Raw genomic sequence first — 21,074 nt, forward strand, 5'->3', positions numbered from 1 at the left:
GGCGCGCCGGCGGGCGGCGGAGCGACGGGGAGCGCGGCGGTACGCCCCGCGGCCCCGGCGGGGGAGGAGCCGGGCCGGTCCGGGCGGCCGGTGCGGGACGGGCGGGAGGCGACCGCGGCGTCGTAACCGGCGAACAACTCCTCCAGCCCCGGCGGGAGTTCGCGCCACCCCGGCGCGGAGGGCTCCGCCTGGCGCCGCCCCAGCCGCAGCGACCGCAGCCGCGGGACGTCCGTGCGACGCAGCAGGTCGGCGGTGGACAGGCCCAGCCGTACGCCCGTCCAGTCCTCGCCGGTGCGCTGTGCCACGCAGGCCCGCAGGACGAGCGTCCCGCCGGAACCGGCGCCCGCGTCCGCCAGTCGCAGTTGGTACACCGGCGACCAGGTCGCCCCGGGCACGTGGTACTCGACCTCGAACTCCACCTCGGACTCCGCATCGAACCCGGTTTCCGGGGCCGCCCCGGAACCGGCTCCGTCCCCGGCGCCGCCGCGGCCTTCCCCGTCCCCGGCCCGGTCCAGCGACAGGACGGCGGTGGCGGACTCCCGCGTCCGCGCGGTGGGCAGGGCGCTCGACGCCGTCCGCAGCCGGTCGGAGAGCACCTCGACGTCGTGTTCCGCCCGGCGCAGGTCGTCCTCCACGGTCCGCAACCGCTCGTGGAGCAGGGCCAGTCGGCCGTCCAGGAAACCGGCCAGCGCCAGGATGGACTCCACCGGGGCCCAGCGGGGCGGCTCCCCGCGCCGGGGCTGGGGCGGCACGGCCCGCAGCCCGGCCACCTCCTCGATCTCCGCCGTGAGCCGGTCGCGCCGCTCCCGCAGCCCGTCCCGGCGGTCCTCGGCCTCCTCCAACTCCAGTCGCAGTCCGGGCAGTTCACCGGACTGCCGAGGGGCGGCCGTCCACTCCACCCGCACATCGGTCACCCGCAGGCCGGGCGGACCGGAGAGGACCCGGCCGCGCAGCGAGTGCTCGTACAGGGTGACCGGCAGGCCCTCGATCCGGACGCGCGCGACGGACTCCGGGGACGGCAGCAGGCGCGCCGGGAGGACGCAGCGGGCCCGCCGCGCGCACACGGCCCCGACGGAGTGCACCACGACGGACGCCAGCACGGACTCCACGCACAACACCGGCTCCCCGCCGCCCTTGACCGGCTCGGCCGCCATGCCGCCCCCTCACACGCCTCTTCCGACCGGTGACGCCGATCGGTGACACCGCACCATAGCGGCTGGACGGGCGGGCCGCCGTGCCGGGCGGACGGCCCCTCCCCGGCCGCACCGGCCGCGCCCGGCCTCCTACAGGATCTCCCAGGCCAGTCGCCCGTCGTCGGTGACGGTCCGCCGGTAGTGGCCCAGGGTGTCGCCGGTCTCCAGCGCCGTGGCGACGTGTTCGAAGAAGGCGGGCAGCGACGCCCACATCGCGTGCCGCTCGAACTCCCCGCCGACCTCGTCGTGGGCCTCGCCGATCCTGCCGTACCCGGCCCCCGGACGCCGGTCGACGACCAGGTAGGCCCCGCAGCCGTCCGCCGCGAACGGTATCCACCGCCGGTGCCACCACGGTTCGAGATCGTCGTCGTCTTCGTGTGGATCGCCGGAGCGGTCCTGGATCCGGGTGCGCACCTTCCACGCTGCCGCGACGGCATCGGCCCCGAGCAGGTGGAAGTACGGCGGCAGGACCGGACACAGGCCCGATCCGTCGTGCCGCAGCAGGCATTCCACCAGCGGCTCCGGGAAGGGCAGGCCGATGGCCCGCTCCGCCGCGGCGATCGAGGCGGGATCGGCCGGACCGGTCAGCTCGGCGGCGGCCTCGGGCGCGTGGACGGACAGCCAGGTCTCGATCCTTCTCCAGGACCGGGTGATCGACGAGGTCATGGCCTGATGCTGCCACCCGCCACCGACAATCGCCGCGGCCGGCGGCGTCGCGCTCCGGCCCGGCCCGCCGGGGCCGTCACCGGCGCCCGCGCCCGTCCGGTGTGCGGGGCCCGCACCGGGGGAAGCCGGACCCGTACCGGCGTCCGACGCGTCCGCGACCGCCGTCCGGCGGTGGTGACCGGGCATGGCCGAGCCAGGAGGGCGGAATGAGCGGGTCCGGCACCGAACCGACCGCCGAGCCGGCGCGGGAAGCCGCTCCGCCACCACCGTCCCGGAGCGACGTGCGGGCGCGGCTGTCGGTCTGCCTGGTCTTCGTGGTCATGGGCTCGGCGATGGGCGGCTGGTCGGCGCGCATCCCCGACGTGCGCCGCGAGGTCGGACTGGGGCGACACCGCCTGGGGGCTGGTCAGCACCACCTCCGTCGGCGGGGACCTCGTCGCCCTCGCCGTCGTCACCGTGCTGATCGGACGGGTGAGCGTCCGTCGGCTGAGCCTGGCGGGTGCGGCCCTGATCCTGGTGAACGCCCCGCTGACGGCCTCCGCGTCGACGCCGGCCGCGCTCGTGGCAGGCCTGGTCACCTGGGGCTTCGCCGCGAGCCTGCTGTCCACGCCGATGAACGCCCAGGCGGTCGAGGTCGAACGCCGCTACGGGCGGCCGCTGCTGTCGACCTTCCACGCCTGCTTCGCCTTCGGCGTGCTCGGCGGCGGAGTCCTGGGCACTCTCGCCGCGGCGGCGGACGTGGCGCCGGCCGCGCAACTGGCCTTCGGCAGCGGACTGTTGGGCGTCCCGCTGCTGGTCTCGGGCCGGTGGCTGCCCGAGGAGACGACCGGCCCGCGGCGGGAGGAGCGGCTGGCGGACCGGCTGCGGCGCCGACTCACCCCCCAACTCGCCCTGCTGGCCGCCATCGCGTTCCTGGCGTCCTTCGTCGAGGGCGCCGCGGGTCAGTGGAGCGCCCTCTACGCCGCCGACTTCCTGGGCGCCGGGCCGGCCCTCGCCGCCGCCACCTACACCGGTCTGACCGCCACCACCGCGCTCGTCCGGCTGGTGGGCGACCGGCTGACCGGGCGGCTGGGGCGCCGACGGTTCCTGCGGCTGTCGCTGCTGACGGCCGCGTCCGGGGCGGGGATCGCGCTGGCATGGCCGCACCCGGCGGTGGCGCCGGCCGGGTTCGCCGTCCTCGGGGCGGGCATCGCCTGTGTGCTGCCGACCGTCTTCGCGCTGGCGGGCAGGCAGCCGGGGCTCTCGCCCGGAGAAGGGGTGTCGATCGCGGTCATCGGCCAGTGGCCGGGCTTCCTGCTGGCCGGCCCGCTCGTCGGCGCGCTCGCCGGGGTGTCCGACCTGCGGATCGCCCTGCTGGCCCTGGCCGTCGCGGCAGTGGTGGCGGCCTTGTTGTCGGGCCGGGTCTCGGAGTGACCGGCCGGCGCGGCGGCTCCCGTACGGCTGCCCCGTAGGGCGGACCGCCGCGGTCCGTGCCGGGTGACCGCCGCCCGCGCGGCCACCCGGCACGAGGACGCCACGGGGACGCACCGGCCGCCGGGCGCCCGGCGGAGCGCTCCGGCTACTCCAGCGTGACCTCGAAGACCACGTCCGAGCCCGCCGGCTGCCTGCCGCTCGCGTCGCAGTTGGTGGTGGACAGCCACAGCGCGTTGCGGCCGGGCACCGTCTCGACGGTGCGCAGCCGCCCGAAGTCCCGGACGTAGAACGCCTCGGGCGTGCCGGTGTCCTCCCCGTTCACCGGGATGCGCCACAGCCGCTGGCCGCGCTGGGCGGCCATGTAGACGGCACCGTCGGCGAAGGTCACGCCGCTGGGCGAGGCGTCCCCGGTGCTCCACTGTTCCTTCGGGTCCGTCATGCCGGGGACGTCACAGGCGCCTTCGCACACCGGCCAGCCGTAGTTGTTGCCGGGCTCGACGAGGTTGAGCTCGTCGAAGCGGTTCTCACCGAACTCCGCCGACCACAGCCGCCCCTCCGGGTCCCAGGTGATCCCCTGCGGATTGCGGTGGCCGATGCTGTAGACGACCGTGCCGTACGGGTTGCCGGGGGCGGGGCGCCCGTCGGTGGTCATCCGCAGGATCTTGCCCTCCAACGCCTCCGGATCCTGGGCCAGTTCGGGCCGCTGGGTGTCCCCGGTGGTGGCGTACAGGTAACCGTCGGGGCCGAACTTCAGCCGTCCGCCGTTGTGGTTCATGGCCCGTCCGATGCCGGTGAAGACGGTTTCGTAGCCGTCGAGCGAGGTGCCGTCGAAGGTCATCCGCGCGATGCGGTTGTCGGTGGCGGAGGTGTGGAAGAAGTAGACGGCCCGGTCGGCGGCGAAGTCGGGCGAGACGGCGATGCCCAGCAGGCCGCCCTCGCGGCCGGTGCCCCGCACGTTCGGCACGGTGCCGACCGGGGTGCGCCGGCCGTCGGCCGTCAGGTGGAAGACCCGGTGGGTGTCGCGCTCGGTGATCAGCGCCGAGCCGTCCGGCAGCCAGGACATCCCCCACGGTATGGTCCAGCCCTCGGAGACCACCGAGATGCCCGTGGGAACGCTCGGGGCGCCCGATAACTCCGGGCCGTGCTGCCCCGGTGAGAGGGACGGGGACGTCGCGTTGCCGGTGCCCGCGGTGAGGAGCCCGGCGGCCAGCGCGGTGGTCGCGCCCACGGCCACGGCGGTGCGGATCCTGCGGAAACTCACGGAACCTCCTGGTGTTTTCCGGAATTTCGAGTTCCGCGGCTGATCCCAGCAGTCCGGCCACGGACCGTCAAGGGAGACCGGTGAGGAGTGCAACGCCCTGCCCCGGCCGGCTCCCGCCCAGGGCTCCCGTCCGGTGGGGCGCGGTCGCCCCTCAGGTGCGCGACTCCAGGTCGCGCCGGGTGTCGTCGCCGTACACGCCCTCCTCGTCGCCGCGGATGCCGTACCACCGCTGGAAGCGGGCGACGGCCCGGGCGAGCGCCGCGTCGTAGCGGCCGTCGACGGTCCCCTCCGGATAGACCTCCGGGACCCGCGACAGCCGCCTCTGCAGCTCCGACACCGCCGGGCCGCTGTCCCCGAGCCGCAGGACGCCCCCGTCCCCGGACCCCGACGGCCCCGGCGAGGGCGCGGACGCCGGGGGAGCCGCCGCCGGGGGAGCGGACGTCGGCGCTGTGGGCGTCGGCGAGGCGGACGGCGACGAGGCGGACGGCGAGGGGGTGGGGGCCGAAGGGGCGGCGGCCGGTGGTGCGGTCGGCGGGGAGGTCCTGGGCGCGGGCGGCGCGGGCGGTGCGGGCAGGCCGGAGGGATCGCGGGGGGCGGTGGGCGTCAGGACGCCGGAGGCCACCAGCAGGGCGGCCAGGGCGGAGCCGATCGCCCCCGTCGTCAGCAGCAGGGCGGTGGTCCGCGGCCCGCGCCGCCCCGTCAGGAAGCCCGTGTGCGAGGCCGGGTACGGGTCCGGCCCGTCGTGGGGAACGTCATGGGGAGCACCGCCGGTCCCCGCCGCCCGGGCGGCGTCCCCGGCCCCGCCGGACGCCGGGACGGAGGCGCCGCCCCGGCGGAACGGGCGCGGGGGACCGGGCCACGAGGGGCCGCCGGGCCCCGGGGCCGGTACCGGACCGGCGGCCGGACGGCGTAACGGTGAGGTCGGATCGGGGCGGGCCGCCATCTCCACCTCCTGGTTCTCCTCCGCCCTCGTGCGGAGGGGCATGGAAGGACCCCCGGCCGCGCACCACGCACCGCGCGCGGACGCCCGTGGCCGGAATCCCACCCGCCGCGGCCGTGCACTCGCAGAGTGCACGGCCGCTCACGGATGGTTCACATGAGGACCATACTCGCTCGTGGCCGCGCCGGAACCGGTCGTGCACCCAGCGGGCCGGAGCCCTTTCGGAAGGCGGGCGCCGGGGGCCGGGCGGCCGGACGCGGGAAGGGGCCGCCGCGACCGCGGCAGCCCCCCGTGGCGCCGTCAGGCCACGCGTCAGGCCGCGCCGGACGCGTCCAGGTACACCCAGGCGCCGGCGTGGCGCACGAAGCGGCTGTGCTCCTCCAGGACCCCCTCGCGTCCCCGCTCGGTGTAGTGGGCGCGGAAGGAGACGGTCCCCTCGGTGTGGAACGGACTGCCACCGGTGGTGGCGAGGATCTCCAGGCGCTGCCAGCGGACCGCCGGATCCAGCTCCAGGTGCTCCGGTCTGGTGTCCGGGTGCCAGGTGCGCAGCAGGTAGCCGCGGTCGAGCACGGCGAAGGCGCTGTAGCGCGAACGCATCAGCGCCTCGGCGGTGGGCGCGGAGGAACGCCCCTGGTGGTACCGGGCGCAGCAGTCGGTGTAGGCGGCGGGCAGCCCGCACGGGCAGGGGCCGGCGGGGGACGCGGGACGCGGACGCGGTCGGTGTCGGGACATGTTCCCATGGTGACCGCCGCCCGGGGCGCCGTGCGGCGGGGGTGCCCGTGGCCCCGCCGGGGAGGCCGCGGGCACCCGGGACGTGCGGGCCCGCCGAGGGGTCCGCGTCCTACGCGGCCGCCGGGCCCGCGTCCTTCGTACCGGACAACTGCGCCAGGTACTTGTGGCACTGCGCGGCGCGCTGGGAGTCCTCCTCCATGACCTTGCGGAAGAAGTCGGCTATCTCCTGCTTGCCGGCGTTCTCGGCGTCACGGACGTACTGCCCGTAGTCGTGTCCGCCCTTCAGTGCGTGGTACTGCACCGAGATCAGGTCGTACATGACGTCGCTGAATCCTGTCTCTCCGGTTGCCATGTTCACCATCTCCGGGATCGTGTGACTGGACAGTCCGGGGTTTCCCGGCACGGCGCGGGGAAACAGCCTTTCGCGCGGAGCCCGGGACACCGGACCCGCGGTACGGCCCCCGAAGCGGGGGAGGGACAGGACGAAGCGGCCCGGACCGGGTGCGCATCCTGGCCCGGCCCCGCGCACGGCGGCCGGACGCCCGCCTCGTTCCGGGAGGACGCAGATGTCGGAGGAGAACCGCGGGGAGCGGCCGGCGCACACGCACGGCGACCGCCCGGCCCGCCTGCCCCGGAAGGCGTACGAGCGGGAACTGCTCCGCCTCCAGGAGCAGTTGGTGATCATGCAGGAGTGGGTGCGCTCGCGCGGCGTGCGGCTCGTCGTCCTCTTCGAGGGGCGCGACGCCGCGGGCAAGGGCGGCGCCATCAAGCGCGTCACCGAGTACCTCAACCCGCGTGTGGCGCGCATCGCCGCCTTGCCCGCCCCCACCGAACGCGAGCGCACCCAGTGGTACTTCCAGCGCTACGTCGAGCACCTGCCCGCCGCGGGCGAGGTGGTGCTGTTCGACCGGAGCTGGTACAACCGCGCCGGCGTCGAGCGCGTCATGGGCTTCTGCACCGAGGAGGAGCACGCGCGCTTCCTCCGCCAGTGTCCCGTCTTCGAGCGGCTGCTCGTCGAGGACGGCATCCTGCTGCGCAAGTACTGGTTCTCCGTCGGCGACGAGGAGCAGGAGCGCCGGTTCCGGGCCAGGATGGAGGACCCGATGAAGCGCTGGAAGCTCTCCCCGATGGACCTGGAGTCCCGCGCCCGCTGGGAGGCGTACTCGCGGGCGAAGGACGAGATGTTCGCCCGCACCGACATCCCCGAGTCCCCCTGGTTCGTCGTCGAGGCGGACGACAAGCGGCGGGCGCGCGTCAACATGATCGCCCACCTGCTGTCCACCGTGCCGTACCACGAGGTCGCGGAGCCCGAGCTGCACCTGCCGCCGCGCCCGCCCTCCACCGGGTACCGGCGCCCGCCGAAACAGACGCAGACCTACGTCCCCGACCACGCCGCCACCCTGCCGGGAGCGGGGAAGCCGGGGAAGGGCGCCGGAGACGGCCGGCCGTAGCGCGGGCCGGAGGAAGGGCCCGGCCCCGCCCGGGAGGGCGGCCGGTCCCGGCCGCCCTCCCGGGCAGGCGGCCTAGGCTGGAGGCATGCGCGGGGACCCGGTCACCCTGTTCCTCTGCGGCGACGTGATGCTCGGCCGCGGCGTCGACCAGATCCTTCCGCACCCCGGCGATCCGGCGCTGCGGGAGCCCTACGTCCGGGACGCCCGCGCCTACGTCGAACTGGCGGAGGCGGTGAACGGCCCGATCCCCCGCCCGGTCGGCTTCTCCTGGCCCTGGGGCGAGGCCCTGCGGGTCCTCGACGAGGCCGCGCCCGACGCCCGGGTGCTCAACCTGGAGACCGGTGTCACCCGCAGCGACGGGTTCGCGCCGGGCAAGGGCATCCACTACCGCATGAACCCCGCCAACCTCCCCTGCCTGGCGGCCGTCCGCCCCGACGTGTGCGTCCTGGCGAACAACCACGTCCTGGACTTCGGCCGCGCCGGCCTGGAGGAGACCCTCGACGCCCTGGCGCAGGCGGGACTGGCGACGGCCGGGGCGGGACGGAACGCCACCCGGGCGCGCCGCCCGGCGGTCGTACCCCTCGGCACCGGCCGCCGGGTGCTGGTCCTCGCCCTCGGTCTGCCCTCCAGCGGCATACCGCCCGGCTGGGCCGCGACCGCCGGCCGGGCCGGGGTGGAGGTCGTGACCGGACCGCCGGAGGCCGCCGCGGACGCGGTGGCGGAGCGGGTGCGCCAGGTCAAACGGCCGGGCGACGTGGCGGTCGTCTCCCTCCACTGGGGCCCCAACTGGGGTTACGAGGTCTCCGACGAGGAGGTCCGCTTCGCGCACGCGCTCGTCGACGGCGGCGCGGACGTCGTCCACGGCCACTCCTCGCACCACCCCCGGCCCCTGGAGGCGTACCGGGGGAGGCTCGTCCTGTACGGCTGCGGCGACCTCGTGAACGACTACGAGGGCATCCCCGGCTACGAGCGGTACCGGGACGACCTCCGGCTGCTGTACCTCGTCCGCCTGGAGCCCGGCGGCCGGCTGGCCGGTGTGCGGATGGTGCCCTTCCAGGCCCGGCGGATGCGGCTGCGGCGCGCCCCGGAGGAGGACTCCCGGTGGCTGCGGGCGGTGCTCGACCGGGCCTGCCGCGGCCTCGGCTCGCGCGTGGAGCGCGACCCGGACGGCGACCTCGTCCTGCGGTGGTGACGGGTCGGCGGTGACGGGCAACGCCCCGGACGGTTCCGGCGGCCGGCCCCGGCAAATCCGGTTGTGCGTCCACGCGGCCATCTGCTCCACTCCGGGGGAAACCGTTCGGCCGGGAGGGAGGCGGCGGAGATGAGGACGTCCACAGCCGTTCAGCAGACAGCCATCCGTCTTCGGCCGAAGGACATGACACGTGGTGCGATCACCGATGTCGAGGAACCCGGTGCGTACGGAGGCCGCCCGCGGCGGTGACCGGGAACGGTCCGCGTCCCGTCCGGTGGACGGAAGGACGGGCCCGCGATGACGGCCTCCGGGAGCAGCACGGCGCGCGACCCGGCCGCCGGGCCGCGCCGCGCCCGCTGGGCGGCGACGACGCCGTTCCTGGTCACCGGCATGGTCTTCGCGAGCTACTTCGTACGGATACCGTCGCTGAAGATCGAGTTAGGGCTCTCCGAGGGACAGCTCGGCCTCCTGCTCATGCTGCCCGTCCTGTCCGGCATGGTGGCCATGCAGCTCACCGGGCGCCTGGTCGCGCGCTTCGGCAGCGCCCCGGTCGTCCGGGCCACCGCGGTCGCCCTGCCCGTGTCGCTGCTGGGGTTCGCCCTGGCCGGGGACCTTCCCCGGTTCGCCGTCGTGCTGCTGGTGCTCGGCGCGGTGGACGGCCTGATCGACGTGTCGATGAACGCGCACGCCGTCGCGGTGGAACGGGCGCTCAAACGGCCGGTGATGAACGGCTGCCACGCGGCGTGGAGCATCGGGGCCGCGATCGGCTCCCTGCTCGGCGGGGCGGCCATCAAGGCCGGCCTCTCCCTCGCCCAGCACTACCTGGCCCTCACCGTCGTGCTGGTGGCGCTGTCGCTGGTGACGGGCCGACACCTGCTGCCCGCCTCGGCCGACCGGACGGGAGGGCGCGCCGCGGGCGGCGGGCGGCGCGCCGGATGGCGCAGCGGCTGGACGCCCCGGGTCCTGGTGCTCGGCGCGACGGGCACCGTCGTCCTGGTGTGCTCGGGCGTCGTGGGCAACTGGAGCGGCGTCTTCCTCCACGACGAACTCGGCGCCTCCCTGGCAACGGCCTCGCTGGGGTACATCGGCTACAACGTGTGCGAGGCCGGTGTCAGGCTGGTCGGCGACCGCCTGCACGAGAGGTACGGCGCGTCGGCCCTGGTCCGTTGCTGCGGCGCCGTCGCGGTCGCCGGACTGGCGGTCGTGGTGGTCGGCCCCGTGCCGGCGACCGCCGTCGCGGGGTTCGCGCTGCTCGGCCTGGGACTGTCCGTCCTGGTGCCCGTCATCCTCGGCGCGGTCGGGCACGACGGCGCCGAATCCGGCTCCGCGGGCGCGGCCGACGCACTGGCGAAGGTCGGCACCCTCACCTACAGCGGACTGCTCGTCGGCCCGATGACGGTCGGCTGGTTCGCCGAGGCGTTCGGGCTGACGGCCACCCTGGGGGGCTTGCTGGTCGTCCTGGCCGTGACCCTGGGCCTGGGACTGCGGCGCGTCTGAGCCGTACCGCCGCCCCGGCCCCCGCCCGGCGCCGGACGGGGGCCGGGGCGGCTGGCTCAGCCGTGCCCGGGCCGCGTCAAGGCCGCCGGTGCCCGCCCGGCAGGAGGGGTTCGGTGGTGCGGGTGGCGGAGTCGTAGCTGCGGGCGCCGACGAGGCGGCCCCACAGCGGCCCGCGCAGCGGGGCGGGCAGGAGTTCGGCGTCCGGCCGGTCCCACGCCCCGCGCCGACCGCGACCGAGGGTGATGTGCGGCACCCAGCGCCCGGGGGCGTGCAGCGGATTCATCCGTCCGACCCCCGGCGCCCCGGCCAGCGCCCGCCAGACCTCCTCGTGCAGGCGCAGCAGGACCGCATCCGGGCGGACGGCCCAGGCCAGCACGTGCCTGCGGCCCGGGAACCGCACCAGCCCCTCCAGGCGGATCCGCACCGGCAGCAGGCCCAGCGCCTCCGCCAGCCGCGCCCGTACCGCGTCCGGAAGCGCCTCGCCGGCGGCCAGGGTGAGGTGGGGGCGGTTCGTCGGATGGGGGTGCCCGGCCTGGCTGGGCAGGCCCGCCTCGGCCAGGTGGCGCCACGCCTCCCGTACCGCCCGGTCGGTCACGCCGTCCGGAAGCAGCTCCACGGTGCGCACACGGGCCAGCGTACGGCCGCACTCCCGCGCCCTCCCGGCAGCGGCGCGCCCCGCCCCGCCCGGCAGGGCTGAACGCGCGCGGGCGGGGAAGAGGGACACCCAGCCGACGCCGGCCCCGGCACCCGGGGGCCCGGCGACCGGACGGACAGCCGGGCGGACAACCGGACGGACAGCCGGATGGAAGAGCCGAGGGGGCGGACGGTCTCATGGGTACCGCTGTGCACGTTCCGCAGACGCGGGACATGATCGGGGAGGAGCTCTCCGGCGACGAGGCGCTGGCCGCCCTGCGGCACTACGGGGGCCGCCGGTTCGTCCTGGACGCCTTCTCCCGCTTCCGCTACGCGGACGGTTTCAGCCACGCCCGCTCCCTCGCCTTCCAACTGGTCCTCGGCATGGTGCCGTTCACCATCGCCCTGGTGGGCGTGGCCTCGACCGTGCACACCGAGAGCGTGGGGCGGATCATCGAACTCACCCTCGCGCGGATCGTGCCGGGCGCCAGCGCGGAACTGGTCGAGGAGGCGCTGGGGGAGACCCGGCGCAGCGCCGGTTCCGGGCTCTGGAACGCCGTCGCCATGTGGCTGGGCCTGGGCTTCGCCCTGCTGAACCTGACCTCGGCGATGGGGCAGGTCGAGCGGGGCTGCAACCGCATCTACGGCATCGAGCGGGACCGCCCGTTCCTGGCCAAGTACGGGCGCAGCGCGCTGCTCGCCCTGGGCGCCGGGGTGCCCATGGTCCTCGGCTTCCTCGTCCTCGTCGCGGGCGAGGCGGTGGGCGACGCCGTGGTGCGGTCCCTGGGCTGGTCGCGGACCTGGCTCGCCTGGTGGGGGCCGCTGGAGATACCCGTCGGCGTGCTGCTGGCCTGGGTGGGCTCGGCGGTCGTCTTCCGCTGGGCGCCCCGCAGGGACCAACCGGGGTACACCTGGCTCGCCTTCGGGTCCGCCGTCCACCTGGTGCTGTGGGTGACGGCCACCTGGCTGCTGGCCTTCTACGTGGAGCGCAGCGGCTCGTTCGGAGCGGTGTACGGCCCCCTGACGGCGTTCGTCGCCCTGCTGCTGTGGGCCAACCTGGCCGCCGTCGTGCTGTTCCTGGGCATCGCGTTCGCGGCCCAACTGGAGGCCGCCCGGGCCGGGATCACCGATCCCGTGCGGCCGGACCCCGGCCCCGGGGACTGAACCCTCCGGCCGGTTCCGCCCGCCGTACCGGGGGCTCGCCGGGGTACACGAACTCCCGGAGGAAACAAGGACGTCGACGACCCTGGGGGTGACGTATGCCCGTCAAGAAGACGAGCGTGCTCGTGCTGGACTGTGCCGAGCCGGAGGCACTGGCGGAGTTCTACGCCGGGCTGCTGGACGCCCGGGTGCGCCGGGGCATCGACCCGGACCTCATCGAGGTGGTCGGACACGACGGGGTTCGCCTGGCCGTCCGGCGCGACCACGGCCTGACGCCCCCGAGCTGGCCCCGTCCGGACGACTCGCTCCAGGCGCACCTGCACATCCTGGTCTCGCAGCACGACATGGACGAGGCGGAGCGCGAGGCGGTCGGCCTCGGGGCGCGCCCGGTGGACACCAAGGACAACGGCGGCCCGCGCGACATCCGCCTCTACTCCGATCCGGCCGGACACACCTTCGCCCTGGTGGCCCGCGAGGGCCGTACGGAGGACTGATCCGCCGGACCCGCGGACCCGCCCGGCCTGCGGGGAGACGGCGCGGAGAGCCGCGGACCTCCCCCGCCGCGGCGCCGCCGGCGACGGGCCCGGTGCGGTGGCGATTGCGCCGTTCCGGTCCGTCACGTCTGGCGCGGCTCCCTCCCGCCCCCGATGATGCTCACCGACCCGGAGCCGTTCCCGGCCACCCTTCGGCCCCCAGCGGAGGAGCATCCGCGTGACCCGGACCCCGCAGCACACCCCCCTCGCCGTCACCGGTCCGCCGCCGGACGCCGTCCCACCGGCGGCCTCCACCGCGGTCCGGAGCCGGCGGCGCCCGGACCCGGCCGCGGGGGGCGTACGGTGACGGCCGCCCCCGAAGCGGCCTCCCGGGCGGCCGCGCGCCGGCCCGAGACGCTGCTGGTGATGGACCGCGACACGCTGCGCACCCAGTTCGGCGAGGCCGAATGGGCCAGGCTGCGTGCGACGGCCTCGCTGGGCGAACCGGCCGCCGCCCACGAACTCGCCTCGTCCGCGGTGCGCAGGCGCCTGGCCGAGGCGGAGGTGCTGGTCACCTCCTGGGGGTGCCCGCCGCTGGACGGGCGGGTGCTGAGCGCGGCACCGAGGCTGCGCGCCGTGCTGCACGCGGCCGGCAGCGTGCGCCACCACGTCGGCGACGCCGTCTTCGACCGCGGGCTGCTGGTGACCACCGCCGCCGGCGCCAACGCCGAACCCGTGGCCCGGTACACCCTCGCCGCGATCCTGTGGGCGTTCAAGAAGGCGCCGTTCCTGGCCGCCGACGCCCGCCGCTTCCGCGCGGACTGGAGCTACCGGGACCGGCACGGGGAGCTGAGCGGCGAGGACCGCACCGTGGCGCTGGTGGGCTTCTCCCGCATCGGCCGCCGGGTCGCGCACCTGCTGACCGGGCTCGGCCTGGCCCGGGTCCTGGTGGTCGATCCCGTCGTCGGCCCGGACGAGATCCGCCGGGCGGGGGCCGAACCGGTCACCCTGGACCAGGCACTACCGCGGGCCGACGTCCTGAGCCTGCACGCGCCCTCCCTCCCGCGGACCCGTCACATGATCGGGGCCGCGGAACTGGCCGCGCTGCCGCCCGGCGCGGTGCTGGTCAACACCGCCCGCGGCGCCCTGGTGGACACCGCCGCGCTGGAACGCGCCTGCACGGAGCGGGAGTTGTACGCGATCCTGGACGTCACCGACCCCGAGCCGCTGCCGGCCGCCTCACCGCTGTACGACCTGCCGAACGTGATGATCACCCCGCACGTCGCCGGTTCCCTGGGCTCGGAGACGCGGCGGATGGCCGCCGCCGCGCTGGAGGAGCTGGAGCGGTACGCCGCCGGGCTGCCTCCCCGCGATCCGGTCACCCGGCAGACCCTGGAGGTGCAGGCATGACCGCGGGCACGGGGACGGAGGCGGGCCCGGAGCCGGACGAGGACCGCGCCCTCTCGCCGTACACCGGATGGACCCGGCGGCACTGGACCGCGCTCGCCGACCGCATGCTCGCCGCCCTGGACCCCTACCGCTCACCGGCCGGCGCCCGCGTGGACCTGCCCGGGCCGCCGAGCGTCTCCGGCCCGGACTCCGACGGGCTGGAGGGCTTCGCGCGCTCCTTCCTGCTCGCGGGGTTCCGCGTCGCCGGGGCGCGCGGCGCGGACCCGGGCGGGCTGCTCCAGCGCTACGCCGACGGACTGGCCGCCGGCACCGACCCGGCCTCGCCCGAGTCCTGGCCCCGGCCCGACGAGGTGCCCCAGGCCAAGGTCGAGGCCGCCTCGGTGGCCCTGGTGCTCCAGCTCACCCGGCCGTGGCTGTGGGACGGGCTCGACGACCGGGTGCGCGAGCGGACGGTGGACTGGCTGGCCACCGTCGTCGGCCGGCCGTACCCGCCGAACAACTGGGTGTGGTTCCGCATCGTCGTGGAGTCCTTCCTGCGCGAGGCGGGCGGGCCGTGGTCGGCCGCCGACATCGAGGCCGGCCTCGCCCTCCACGCCTCCCTGCGGCGCACCGGCGGATGGCTCTCCGACAGCGCCGAGGAGCGGGCCTACGACCACTACACCGGCTGGGCCCTGCACCTGTACCCGCTGCTGTGGACCCACCTGTTCGACGTCACCGGCACCCTCTGCCCGCCCGCGCTGCGCGAGGACTGGGCCGCGGACCTGACGCGCTATCTGCGGGACGCGGTACGGCTGGTCGGCGCCGACGGCTCGCCGCTGCTCCAGGGCCGCAGCCTGGTCTACCGCTTCGCCGCCGCCGCGCCGCTGTGGGTCGGGGCCCTCACCGGCGCCACCGGCCTGCCGCCCGGCCTGACCCGGCGGGCGGCGAGCGGCGTCGTCCGGCACTTCGCCGACCGCGGCGCCCCCGGCGCCGACGGGCTGCTCACCCTGGGCTGGCACCACCCCTGGCCCGCGATGCGGCAGGGCTACTCCGGGCCGGGCTCGCCCTACTGGGCCGCCAAGGGAATGCTGGGCCTGGCCCTGCCCGCCGACCACCCGGTGTGGACCGCGACCGAGGAGCCGCTGCCGGTGGAGACCGGCGACCAGGCGTGCGTGGTGGCCGCCCCCGGGTGGCTGCTGTCGGCGCGGCGCTCCGACGGCATCGTGACGGTGCTCAACCACGGCACCGACCACGCCCGCCCCGGGGACACGGCCGCCGACGCGCCGCTGTACGCCCGGCTGGGCTACTCCACGGCCACCGTGCCGCCGCTGACCGGCCCCGCGGCGGCCGACCCGGTGGACAACGCGGTGACGGTGGTGGACGACCGGGGCCGGGCCACGCACCGCTGCGGCTTCACCACCCTCTACGCCCGGGAACTGCCCGGCGGAGTGCTCGTCGCGGCCTCCACCGGGCCGGTGCGCTGGGTGGACGCCGTCGACGACCCGCCCGACCGCGGCTACGGCCGCACCGGCCCGGTCACCCCCGGCCCGGTGATCACCGTCGCATCGGCGCTCCGCGACGGCGTGGAGATCCGCCTGGCCCGGGTGGACGCCCCCCGTACGGCGGCCGGCTGGCGGGCCGTACGGATGGGCGGCTGGCCCGTCTCCGGCGACGCCGAGCCGCGCACCGGCACCGCCCCGGGGCCGTACGGGCCCCGCGCGCGGGCGACCGCCGGGGGACTGCGCTCCTCCCTGCGCGCCCTGCGCGGCCTGGAGCGCGCGGGGGTCGCCCTGGAGCGCGGGGCCGGTCCGCTCGGCGACCGGACGGCCATCCCCTGGCTCGCCACGGCCGGGACCGTGCCGCTGGGCGAGGTCCTCGCCGCGGAGGTCGTGCTCGGCCGCGCCCCCGGCCCCGGCCCGGACTCCGCACCCCTTCCCGGTCCCGCACCCGTCCCCGCCCTGATCGTCCGGCCGGACGGCTCGGGAGGCCACCGCGCCACCGTGACCTGGCCGGACGGCCTGGGCACCGAGGTCGCGCTCCCGCGGGCCGACGGCTGACCCCGCGCCCCGGCGGCCCGGCCGGCACCCCCACGACGCACACGACAGGAGAGAGCCGTGAAGCGCAGGACGTCACCGACGACGGCCGGAGGGGCACCTCCCTGGCCTGGGACTGAACACCGCCCGCTACCGGGCCCATTCACAGTGCACCGGGCTCCAGCCCGGTGGTGAAGCGAATCCCCGGCCCGCTCCGACCCCAGCCGTGTGCACGGCTCCGCACGGTTCACCCCGGCCCGGGTGACAGCGGCCGGTCCTGCTGCACGCCGCTCAGCGGCGCACCGTCGACCGGCCCGGCGAAGACGGGGTGCCGGTACGCAGCCACGGAAACCACCGGGACCTACCCGGCGTGCGGGGCGGTTCCGGACCGGGACATCAACGCGGCGGTCAACGTCGCTCAGGCGACCGAACCGGCCACGGCCCGCGGAATTCACCCGGTGGCCCCGCCTCTTGGCCCGTACGCACGGCTCAGGCGGCGCCCCTCTCCGCGCTCTGGTATGCCTTGAATGCTATGAAAACGGCATAAAGCGAACTGGAGATCATCGTGGCCGAACGCAACACGCTCGCTCGCAGCCTGCACGACCTGGGGATGGGCGCATGGTTCGGCGGCTCCCTGATGGGGGCCGTGGGCCTGAACGGCGTCGCACGTGAGTGGGAGGAGGAGACCACCGGCAACAGGATCTCGAGCCTCGGATGGGCGAAGTGGACGCCGGTCAACGGGGTGGCCATCGCCGCCCACCTCGCCGGTGCCGTGTCCCTGCTGATGTCCGACCTCTACCGGGTCGAGCACCAGCGGGGCGTGGGGGCGTCGTCCGCGGTCAAGACCGTCCTCACCGCCGCCGCCCTGGGGGCCACCGCCTACAGCCGGGCCCTGGGCAAGAAGGTCGAGATGGCCTCCTCGCCGGAGCCGGAGGCGGCCGCCGGGTCCGAGCGGCACCCGGTGTCCCTGGAGGACGCCGAGCGGCAGCTGCGCTGGGCGCAGTGGAGCATCCCCGTCCTGACCGGGCTGCTGACCGTCGTCAGCGCCCTGCAGGGCGAGCAGCAGCGGCCGCAGGAGCAGCGGCGGGGCATGCTGCGCAAGGCCGCCGAACGCCTGGACCTGGGCTGAGGACCGAACCGGTGTGAAGGCGCCCCGGCCGGTCCGGCCGGGGCGCCCTCGCGCCGGGGCCGTCTGGACAGACGGCGGGCCGTGGAGGAGCCTGGCGGACGCGGCGCCCCGGACGCCGCCCCCTCCACGGGGGACGCACTCGGGAAAGGCGTTCGGTGAGGTTCAGTTACGTCCTGCTCCCCGACCATCCGCTCCAGGAGTCCCTGGCGTCGATCCGGCTCGCCGACGAACTCGGCTTCCACGCCTGCTACGCGGCCGACGAGACCTGGCACAAGGACATGTGGCTGCTCTTCGCGGCCGCAGCCGGACAGACCGGCCGCATCCGGCTGGGACCGAGCCTGTCCTCCGTCGTCCTGCGCGAACCCACCCTGATCGCCCAGGCGCTGGCCACCCTCGACGAACTCTCCGGGGGCCGGGCCGAGGGCGTGCTGTCCTGCGGCAACTTCGGCCTGCTCGCGCAGTACGGCGTCGACTGGGCGCGGATCCGGCCGCTGTCGCGGACCAAGGAGGCCCTGCACGTGGTGCGCACGCTGCTGGACGAGGGCGCCATCACGCACGAGGGCGAATTCTTCCGCTACGACGGGCTGTTCACCTTCGCCCGGCCCGTGCAGGAGCACCTGCCCGTCATGCTGGGCGCGATGCGCGGCCCGAAGTCCTTCGAGGCGGCGGGGGAGTTGTCCGACGGCTGCCACCACGCGCTGAGCTACACCCGCGAGGCCCACGACTACGCCGTCCGGCACATCCGGGCGGGCGCGGAACGCGCGGGCCGCGACTGGCGGGACCTGGACATCGGGGCCTGGGTGGTCTTCGCCACGGGACCGGACGCGGCCGCGGCGAAGGAGGCGGCCCGCTCGATGGTCGGCATCTACGCCTCGTCGATGCCGCAGGAGCAGCTTCGGCGCAACGGGGTCGATCCGGAGGAACTGCGGCCGGTGGTCGAGGCGATCGCCGCGGGCGACCTGGCCCGGGGGATCGAGCTGACCACCCCCGGGATCACCGAGCGGCTGTCGGTGTCGGGAAGCCCCGAGGAGTGCCTGGAGAAGATCCGCCGGGACGTCGAGCCCAGCGGGGTCAACCACGTCATCTGCGCCATCACCGACAGCGGCCTGGTGAAGGCCTTCACCGGCCGGGAGCTGGACGGCGTGGCGAGCGTGGACGACCAGCTCCGGCTCGTCCACGACCGCATCATGCCCGCCTGGAGCTGACCGGGCCGGGCCGCGTCCCTGGTTTTGACGCACCGTGTGCGGCAATCCGCGCCTCGTAGGAGGTTCGTCCCGACGCGGCGGGCCGGGGAAGGGCCGCGGAGCCGGCCGCCGGCCGGCCGTCCGCCAGGAGGTAAGGCCATGGACCACTCGCGGGTGCCCGTTCTGGAGGCGTTGGAGGAGTTCCGGCGGCGAGGGGACGTGGCGTACGGACCTCCCGGGCACAAGCAGGGCAGGGGAGTGGACCCCAGAGTGCTGGAGGTCCTCGGGGAGGACCTCTTCCGGGCCGACGTCCTCTCCCTCAACGGCCTGGACGACCGCCGCCAGTCGCAGGGGGTGATCAGCCAGGCGGAGGAGCTGATGGCGGACGCCGTCGGGGCCGACAAGGCGTTCTTCTCCACCTGCGGCAGCTCCCTGTCGGTCAAGACGGCCATGCTGGCCGTGGCCGGCCCGGGCGAGAAGCTCCTGATCTCGCGCAACGCGCACAAGTCGGTGATCGCGGCCGTCATCGTCAACGGCGTGGACCCGGTGTGGGTGCATCCCGAGTTCGACGCCGAGCGGCACCTCGCCCACCCCCCGGAGCCCGAGGACGTACGGCGGGCGTTCCAGGCCCACCCGGACGCCAAGGGCATGCTCCTGATCACCCCCACCGACTGGGGCACCTGTGCCGACATCCGCGGCGTCGCCGAGGTGTGCCACCGCCACGACGTCCCCCTCATCGTCGACGAGGCGTGGGGAGCGCACCTGCCCTTCCACCCCGGCCTGCCCGCCTGGGGCATGGACGCCGGGGCCGACGTCGTGGTCACCAGCGTCCACAAGATGGGCGCCGCCGTCGAGCAGAGCTCCGTCTTCCACCTCCGGGGCGACCGGGTCTCACCCGACGTCCTCAAACAGCGCGAGGACCTGCTGGGCACCACCAGCTCCTCGTCGCTGGTGTACTGCACCCTCGACGGGTGGCGCCGCCAGATGGTGGAGCAGGGGCACGAGCTGCTGGAGGCGGCCCTGCGGCGCGCGGCCCGCGTCCGGGAGGCGGTCGCGGCCGTACCCGGACTGCGCCCGCTGGGCCGGGAGGTCGTCCACGAGGGACTCGCGGCCGACCTGGACCCGCTGAAGATCAGCATCGACGTACGGGAGCTGGGCATCAGCGGGATGCAGGCGGCCGAGTGGCTCCGCGCCAACCGCCACATCGACGTCGGCGCCTCCGACACCTGCCGGATCAACGCCCAGATCACCCACGCGGACGACGACCGCACCGAGGAGCTGCTGGTCGACTCGCTGCGCGGGCTGGCCGAGGGCGCCGACTCCATCGAACGGCCGCGTCCCGTGGCGCTGCCCGCACCGGGAGCGCTGGAGCTGGAGCAGGCCGTCCTCCCGCGCGAGGCCTTCTTCGGGCCGGCCGAACGGGTTCCGGTGGAGAAGGCCGTGGGACGCGTCGCCGCGGAGATGATCAGCCCCTACCCGCCCGGGGTGCCGGCCGTGGCACCGGGGGAGGTCATCACCGCCGAGGTGGTGGAGTACCTGCGCAGCGGCGTCGCGGCGGGCATGCTGATCCCGGACGCGGCCGACCCCGGGCTGGAGACCGTCCGGGTGGTGGCCCGCTAGCGCGAGCGGTCCCCGGCGCCCCGGAGCACGGCGAGGTGGGCGGCCACGGCGGCGTCGGCGCGCGGCCGGTCGCCGGTGGCGAGGAGGTCCAGCAGGGCACCGCGGAGCACGGACAGCAGCAGGGTCCGTTCCGCGGTGCCGGCGGGCGTGCCGCGGTGCTCCGGGGGCTGCGCGGCGGCGAACGCCTCCAGCCAGACGTCCACCGAGCGCCGGGCGAAGTCCGCCCACGGCCCGCGGTCGTCGGTGAGCGAACGGGCGTAGCCCTCCGCCCACAGCGTGAGCAGGCGGCGGTGCTCCGGAGCGGCCAGCCAGCGCCAGACCAGCTCCCCGGCCTCGGCCAGGCCGTGCGCCCCGGGCTCCGCGCGCACGGTGTCGAGCAGCCGCAGCTCGTCCTCGCGGGCGCGGGTGAGCAGCGCCCGCACCAGGCCGTCCTTGCTGCCGAAGAGGTACAGCAGCACGCGCGGGCTGCTGCCGACGGCCTCGGCCAGGGGCCGCAGCGACAGATCGGCGAGCCCGTGGTCGAGGACGTAGCCGTAGGCGAGTTCGAGGAGCTGTCGTCGGCGGGCCGAATCGGCGGGGGCGGATGCGCTCATCCCGCCATTGTGCTTGACTGAAACAGTCGTTTCAGTGGTGGAGGGGTGCATGGCAGGAGGACGCGCGACCATCCGGCCGGTCGGCCGGCCGGGAGACCTGGGCTGGGTGGTGATGGCGCACGGCGAGCAGTACGCGGCGGAGTTCGGCTGGAACGCCGAGTTCGAGGCCCTCGTGGCCCGTATCGTCGCCGACTTCGCCGCCGACCGGGACCCGGACCGCGACGCGGCCTGGATCGCCGAGCTGGACGGCCGGCGGGTGGGCTGCGTGTTCTGCGTCGGCGCCGACGCGACGACCGCGCAACTGCGCCTGCTGCTGGTCGACCCGGCGGCCCGCGGGCAGCGGCTGGGAACGCACCTGGTCGACCGGTGCCTGGAGTTCGCCCGCGGTGCCGGATACCGGAGGGTCCGGCTGTGGACCAACCATCCGCTGACCGCCGCGCGCCGGATCTACCTCGCCGCCGGCTTCCGGCTCGTCGAGGAGGAACCGCACCACAGCTTCGGCGCCGACCTGGTC

Annotated in this window: 19 protein-coding genes and 1 pseudogene; 12 read left to right on the forward strand and 8 right to left on the reverse strand. The window is 75.7% G+C overall.

The genetic code is table 11. The features are described from left to right. Nucleotides 1-1,154, reverse strand: a 1,154-nt coding sequence (locus VE546_RS23085) for a DUF4139 domain-containing protein (RefSeq protein WP_324925440.1), incomplete at its 3' end; no start/stop codon positions are given. 129 nt (nt 1,155-1,283) lie between these two features. Beyond that, complete coding sequence (locus VE546_RS23090; RefSeq protein WP_324925442.1) at nt 1,284-1,859, reverse strand: SMI1/KNR4 family protein; 576 nt, start codon at nt 1,857-1,859, stop codon at nt 1,284-1,286. A gap of 393 nt (nt 1,860-2,252) precedes the next feature. Here VE546_RS23090 and VE546_RS23095 point away from each other — a divergent pair. Further along, nucleotides 2,253-3,272, forward strand: a pseudogene (locus tag VE546_RS23095) (MFS transporter); the annotation flags it as partial. Between the two features lie 145 nt (nt 3,273-3,417). Here the strand turns inward: VE546_RS23095 and VE546_RS23100 are convergent. From VE546_RS23100 to VE546_RS23115, 4 genes are all read right to left on the reverse strand, one after another. Next, nucleotides 3,418-4,533, reverse strand: a complete 1,116-nt coding sequence (locus VE546_RS23100; RefSeq protein ID WP_324925444.1) for a PQQ-dependent sugar dehydrogenase — start codon at nt 4,531-4,533, stop codon at nt 3,418-3,420. Nucleotides 4,534-4,684: 151 nt separating this feature from the next. Next, nucleotides 4,685-5,518, reverse strand: coding sequence for a peptidoglycan-binding domain-containing protein (locus VE546_RS23105; RefSeq protein WP_324925446.1), 834 nt, complete (start codon nt 5,516-5,518; stop codon nt 4,685-4,687). 267 nt (nt 5,519-5,785) lie between these two features. Further along, nucleotides 5,786-6,205: a YchJ family protein gene (locus VE546_RS23110; RefSeq protein ID WP_324925448.1), complete on the reverse strand. Its 420-nt coding sequence runs from the start codon at nt 6,203-6,205 to the stop codon at nt 5,786-5,788. Nucleotides 6,206-6,314: 109 nt separating this feature from the next. Further along, a complete protein-coding gene (locus VE546_RS23115) occupies nt 6,315-6,566 on the reverse strand; it encodes an acyl carrier protein (protein WP_324925450.1) in 252 nt (83 codons plus the stop codon). Between the two features lie 205 nt (nt 6,567-6,771). On the opposite strand from VE546_RS23115, the gene ppk2 reads away from it, so the two are divergent. The 3 genes from ppk2 (at nt 6,772) to VE546_RS23130 (ending at nt 10,345) form a co-directional block, all read left to right on the forward strand. Further along, nucleotides 6,772-7,656 carry a polyphosphate kinase 2 gene (gene ppk2, locus VE546_RS23120; RefSeq protein WP_324925451.1) on the forward strand — a complete coding sequence of 295 codons (885 nt, stop codon included), beginning with the start codon at nt 6,772-6,774 and terminating at the stop codon, nt 7,654-7,656. A gap of 85 nt (nt 7,657-7,741) precedes the next feature. Next, a complete protein-coding gene (locus tag VE546_RS23125; RefSeq protein WP_324925453.1) occupies nt 7,742-8,848 on the forward strand; it encodes a CapA family protein in 1,107 nt (368 codons plus the stop codon). Between the two features lie 297 nt (nt 8,849-9,145). Further along, nucleotides 9,146-10,345 carry an MFS transporter gene (locus tag VE546_RS23130; RefSeq protein ID WP_324925455.1) on the forward strand — a complete coding sequence of 400 codons (1,200 nt, stop codon included), beginning with the start codon at nt 9,146-9,148 and terminating at the stop codon, nt 10,343-10,345. Nucleotides 10,346-10,421: 76 nt separating this feature from the next. Here VE546_RS23130 and VE546_RS23135 read toward each other — a convergent pair whose 3' ends face one another. After that, nucleotides 10,422-10,970: a 2'-5' RNA ligase family protein gene (locus tag VE546_RS23135; protein ID WP_324925457.1), complete on the reverse strand. Its 549-nt coding sequence runs from the start codon at nt 10,968-10,970 to the stop codon at nt 10,422-10,424. A gap of 206 nt (nt 10,971-11,176) precedes the next feature. On the opposite strand from VE546_RS23135, the gene VE546_RS23140 reads away from it, so the two are divergent. The 7 genes from VE546_RS23140 (at nt 11,177) to VE546_RS23170 (ending at nt 19,967) form a co-directional block, all read left to right on the forward strand. Further along, a complete protein-coding gene (locus VE546_RS23140) occupies nt 11,177-12,142 on the forward strand; it encodes a YihY/virulence factor BrkB family protein (RefSeq protein ID WP_324925459.1) in 966 nt (321 codons plus the stop codon). Nucleotides 12,143-12,237: 95 nt separating this feature from the next. Further along, nucleotides 12,238-12,633: a VOC family protein gene (locus VE546_RS23145; protein ID WP_324925460.1), complete on the forward strand. Its 396-nt coding sequence runs from the start codon at nt 12,238-12,240 to the stop codon at nt 12,631-12,633. A 405-nt stretch (nt 12,634-13,038) separates the two neighbouring features. Further along, nucleotides 13,039-14,022, forward strand: a complete 984-nt coding sequence (locus VE546_RS23150) for a hydroxyacid dehydrogenase (protein ID WP_414720555.1) — start codon at nt 13,039-13,041, stop codon at nt 14,020-14,022. Further along, nucleotides 14,019-16,058 (forward strand): DUF2264 domain-containing protein, encoded by a 2,040-nt coding sequence (locus VE546_RS23155; protein ID WP_324925464.1) that lies wholly within the window; start codon nt 14,019-14,021, stop codon nt 16,056-16,058. Before VE546_RS23150 ends, VE546_RS23155 begins: the two co-directional genes overlap by 4 nt. A gap of 541 nt (nt 16,059-16,599) precedes the next feature. Further along, complete coding sequence (locus VE546_RS23160) at nt 16,600-17,163, forward strand: hypothetical protein (protein ID WP_324925466.1); 564 nt, start codon at nt 16,600-16,602, stop codon at nt 17,161-17,163. Nucleotides 17,164-17,318: 155 nt separating this feature from the next. Then, a complete protein-coding gene (locus VE546_RS23165) occupies nt 17,319-18,368 on the forward strand; it encodes an LLM class flavin-dependent oxidoreductase (protein ID WP_324925468.1) in 1,050 nt (349 codons plus the stop codon). Nucleotides 18,369-18,506: 138 nt separating this feature from the next. Further along, a complete protein-coding gene (locus VE546_RS23170; protein WP_324925470.1) occupies nt 18,507-19,967 on the forward strand; it encodes an aminotransferase class I/II-fold pyridoxal phosphate-dependent enzyme in 1,461 nt (486 codons plus the stop codon). Here the strand turns inward: VE546_RS23170 and VE546_RS23175 are convergent. Then, on the reverse strand, nt 19,964-20,560 hold the full coding sequence (locus VE546_RS23175; RefSeq protein WP_324925472.1) for a TetR/AcrR family transcriptional regulator: 597 nt from the start codon (nt 20,558-20,560) through the stop codon (nt 19,964-19,966). The two genes, VE546_RS23170 and VE546_RS23175, sit on opposite strands and share 4 nt — an antisense overlap. 49 nt (nt 20,561-20,609) lie before the next feature. Between VE546_RS23175 and VE546_RS23180 the strand changes: the two genes are divergently transcribed. After that, the coding region (locus tag VE546_RS23180) for a GNAT family N-acetyltransferase (protein WP_324925474.1) at nt 20,610-21,074 on the forward strand (465 nt) is incomplete at its 3' end.

Origin of the sequence: Streptomyces sp., from assembly GCF_035644915.1 — a bacterium.
GTDB lineage: Bacteria > Actinomycetota > Actinomycetes > Streptomycetales > Streptomycetaceae > Streptomyces.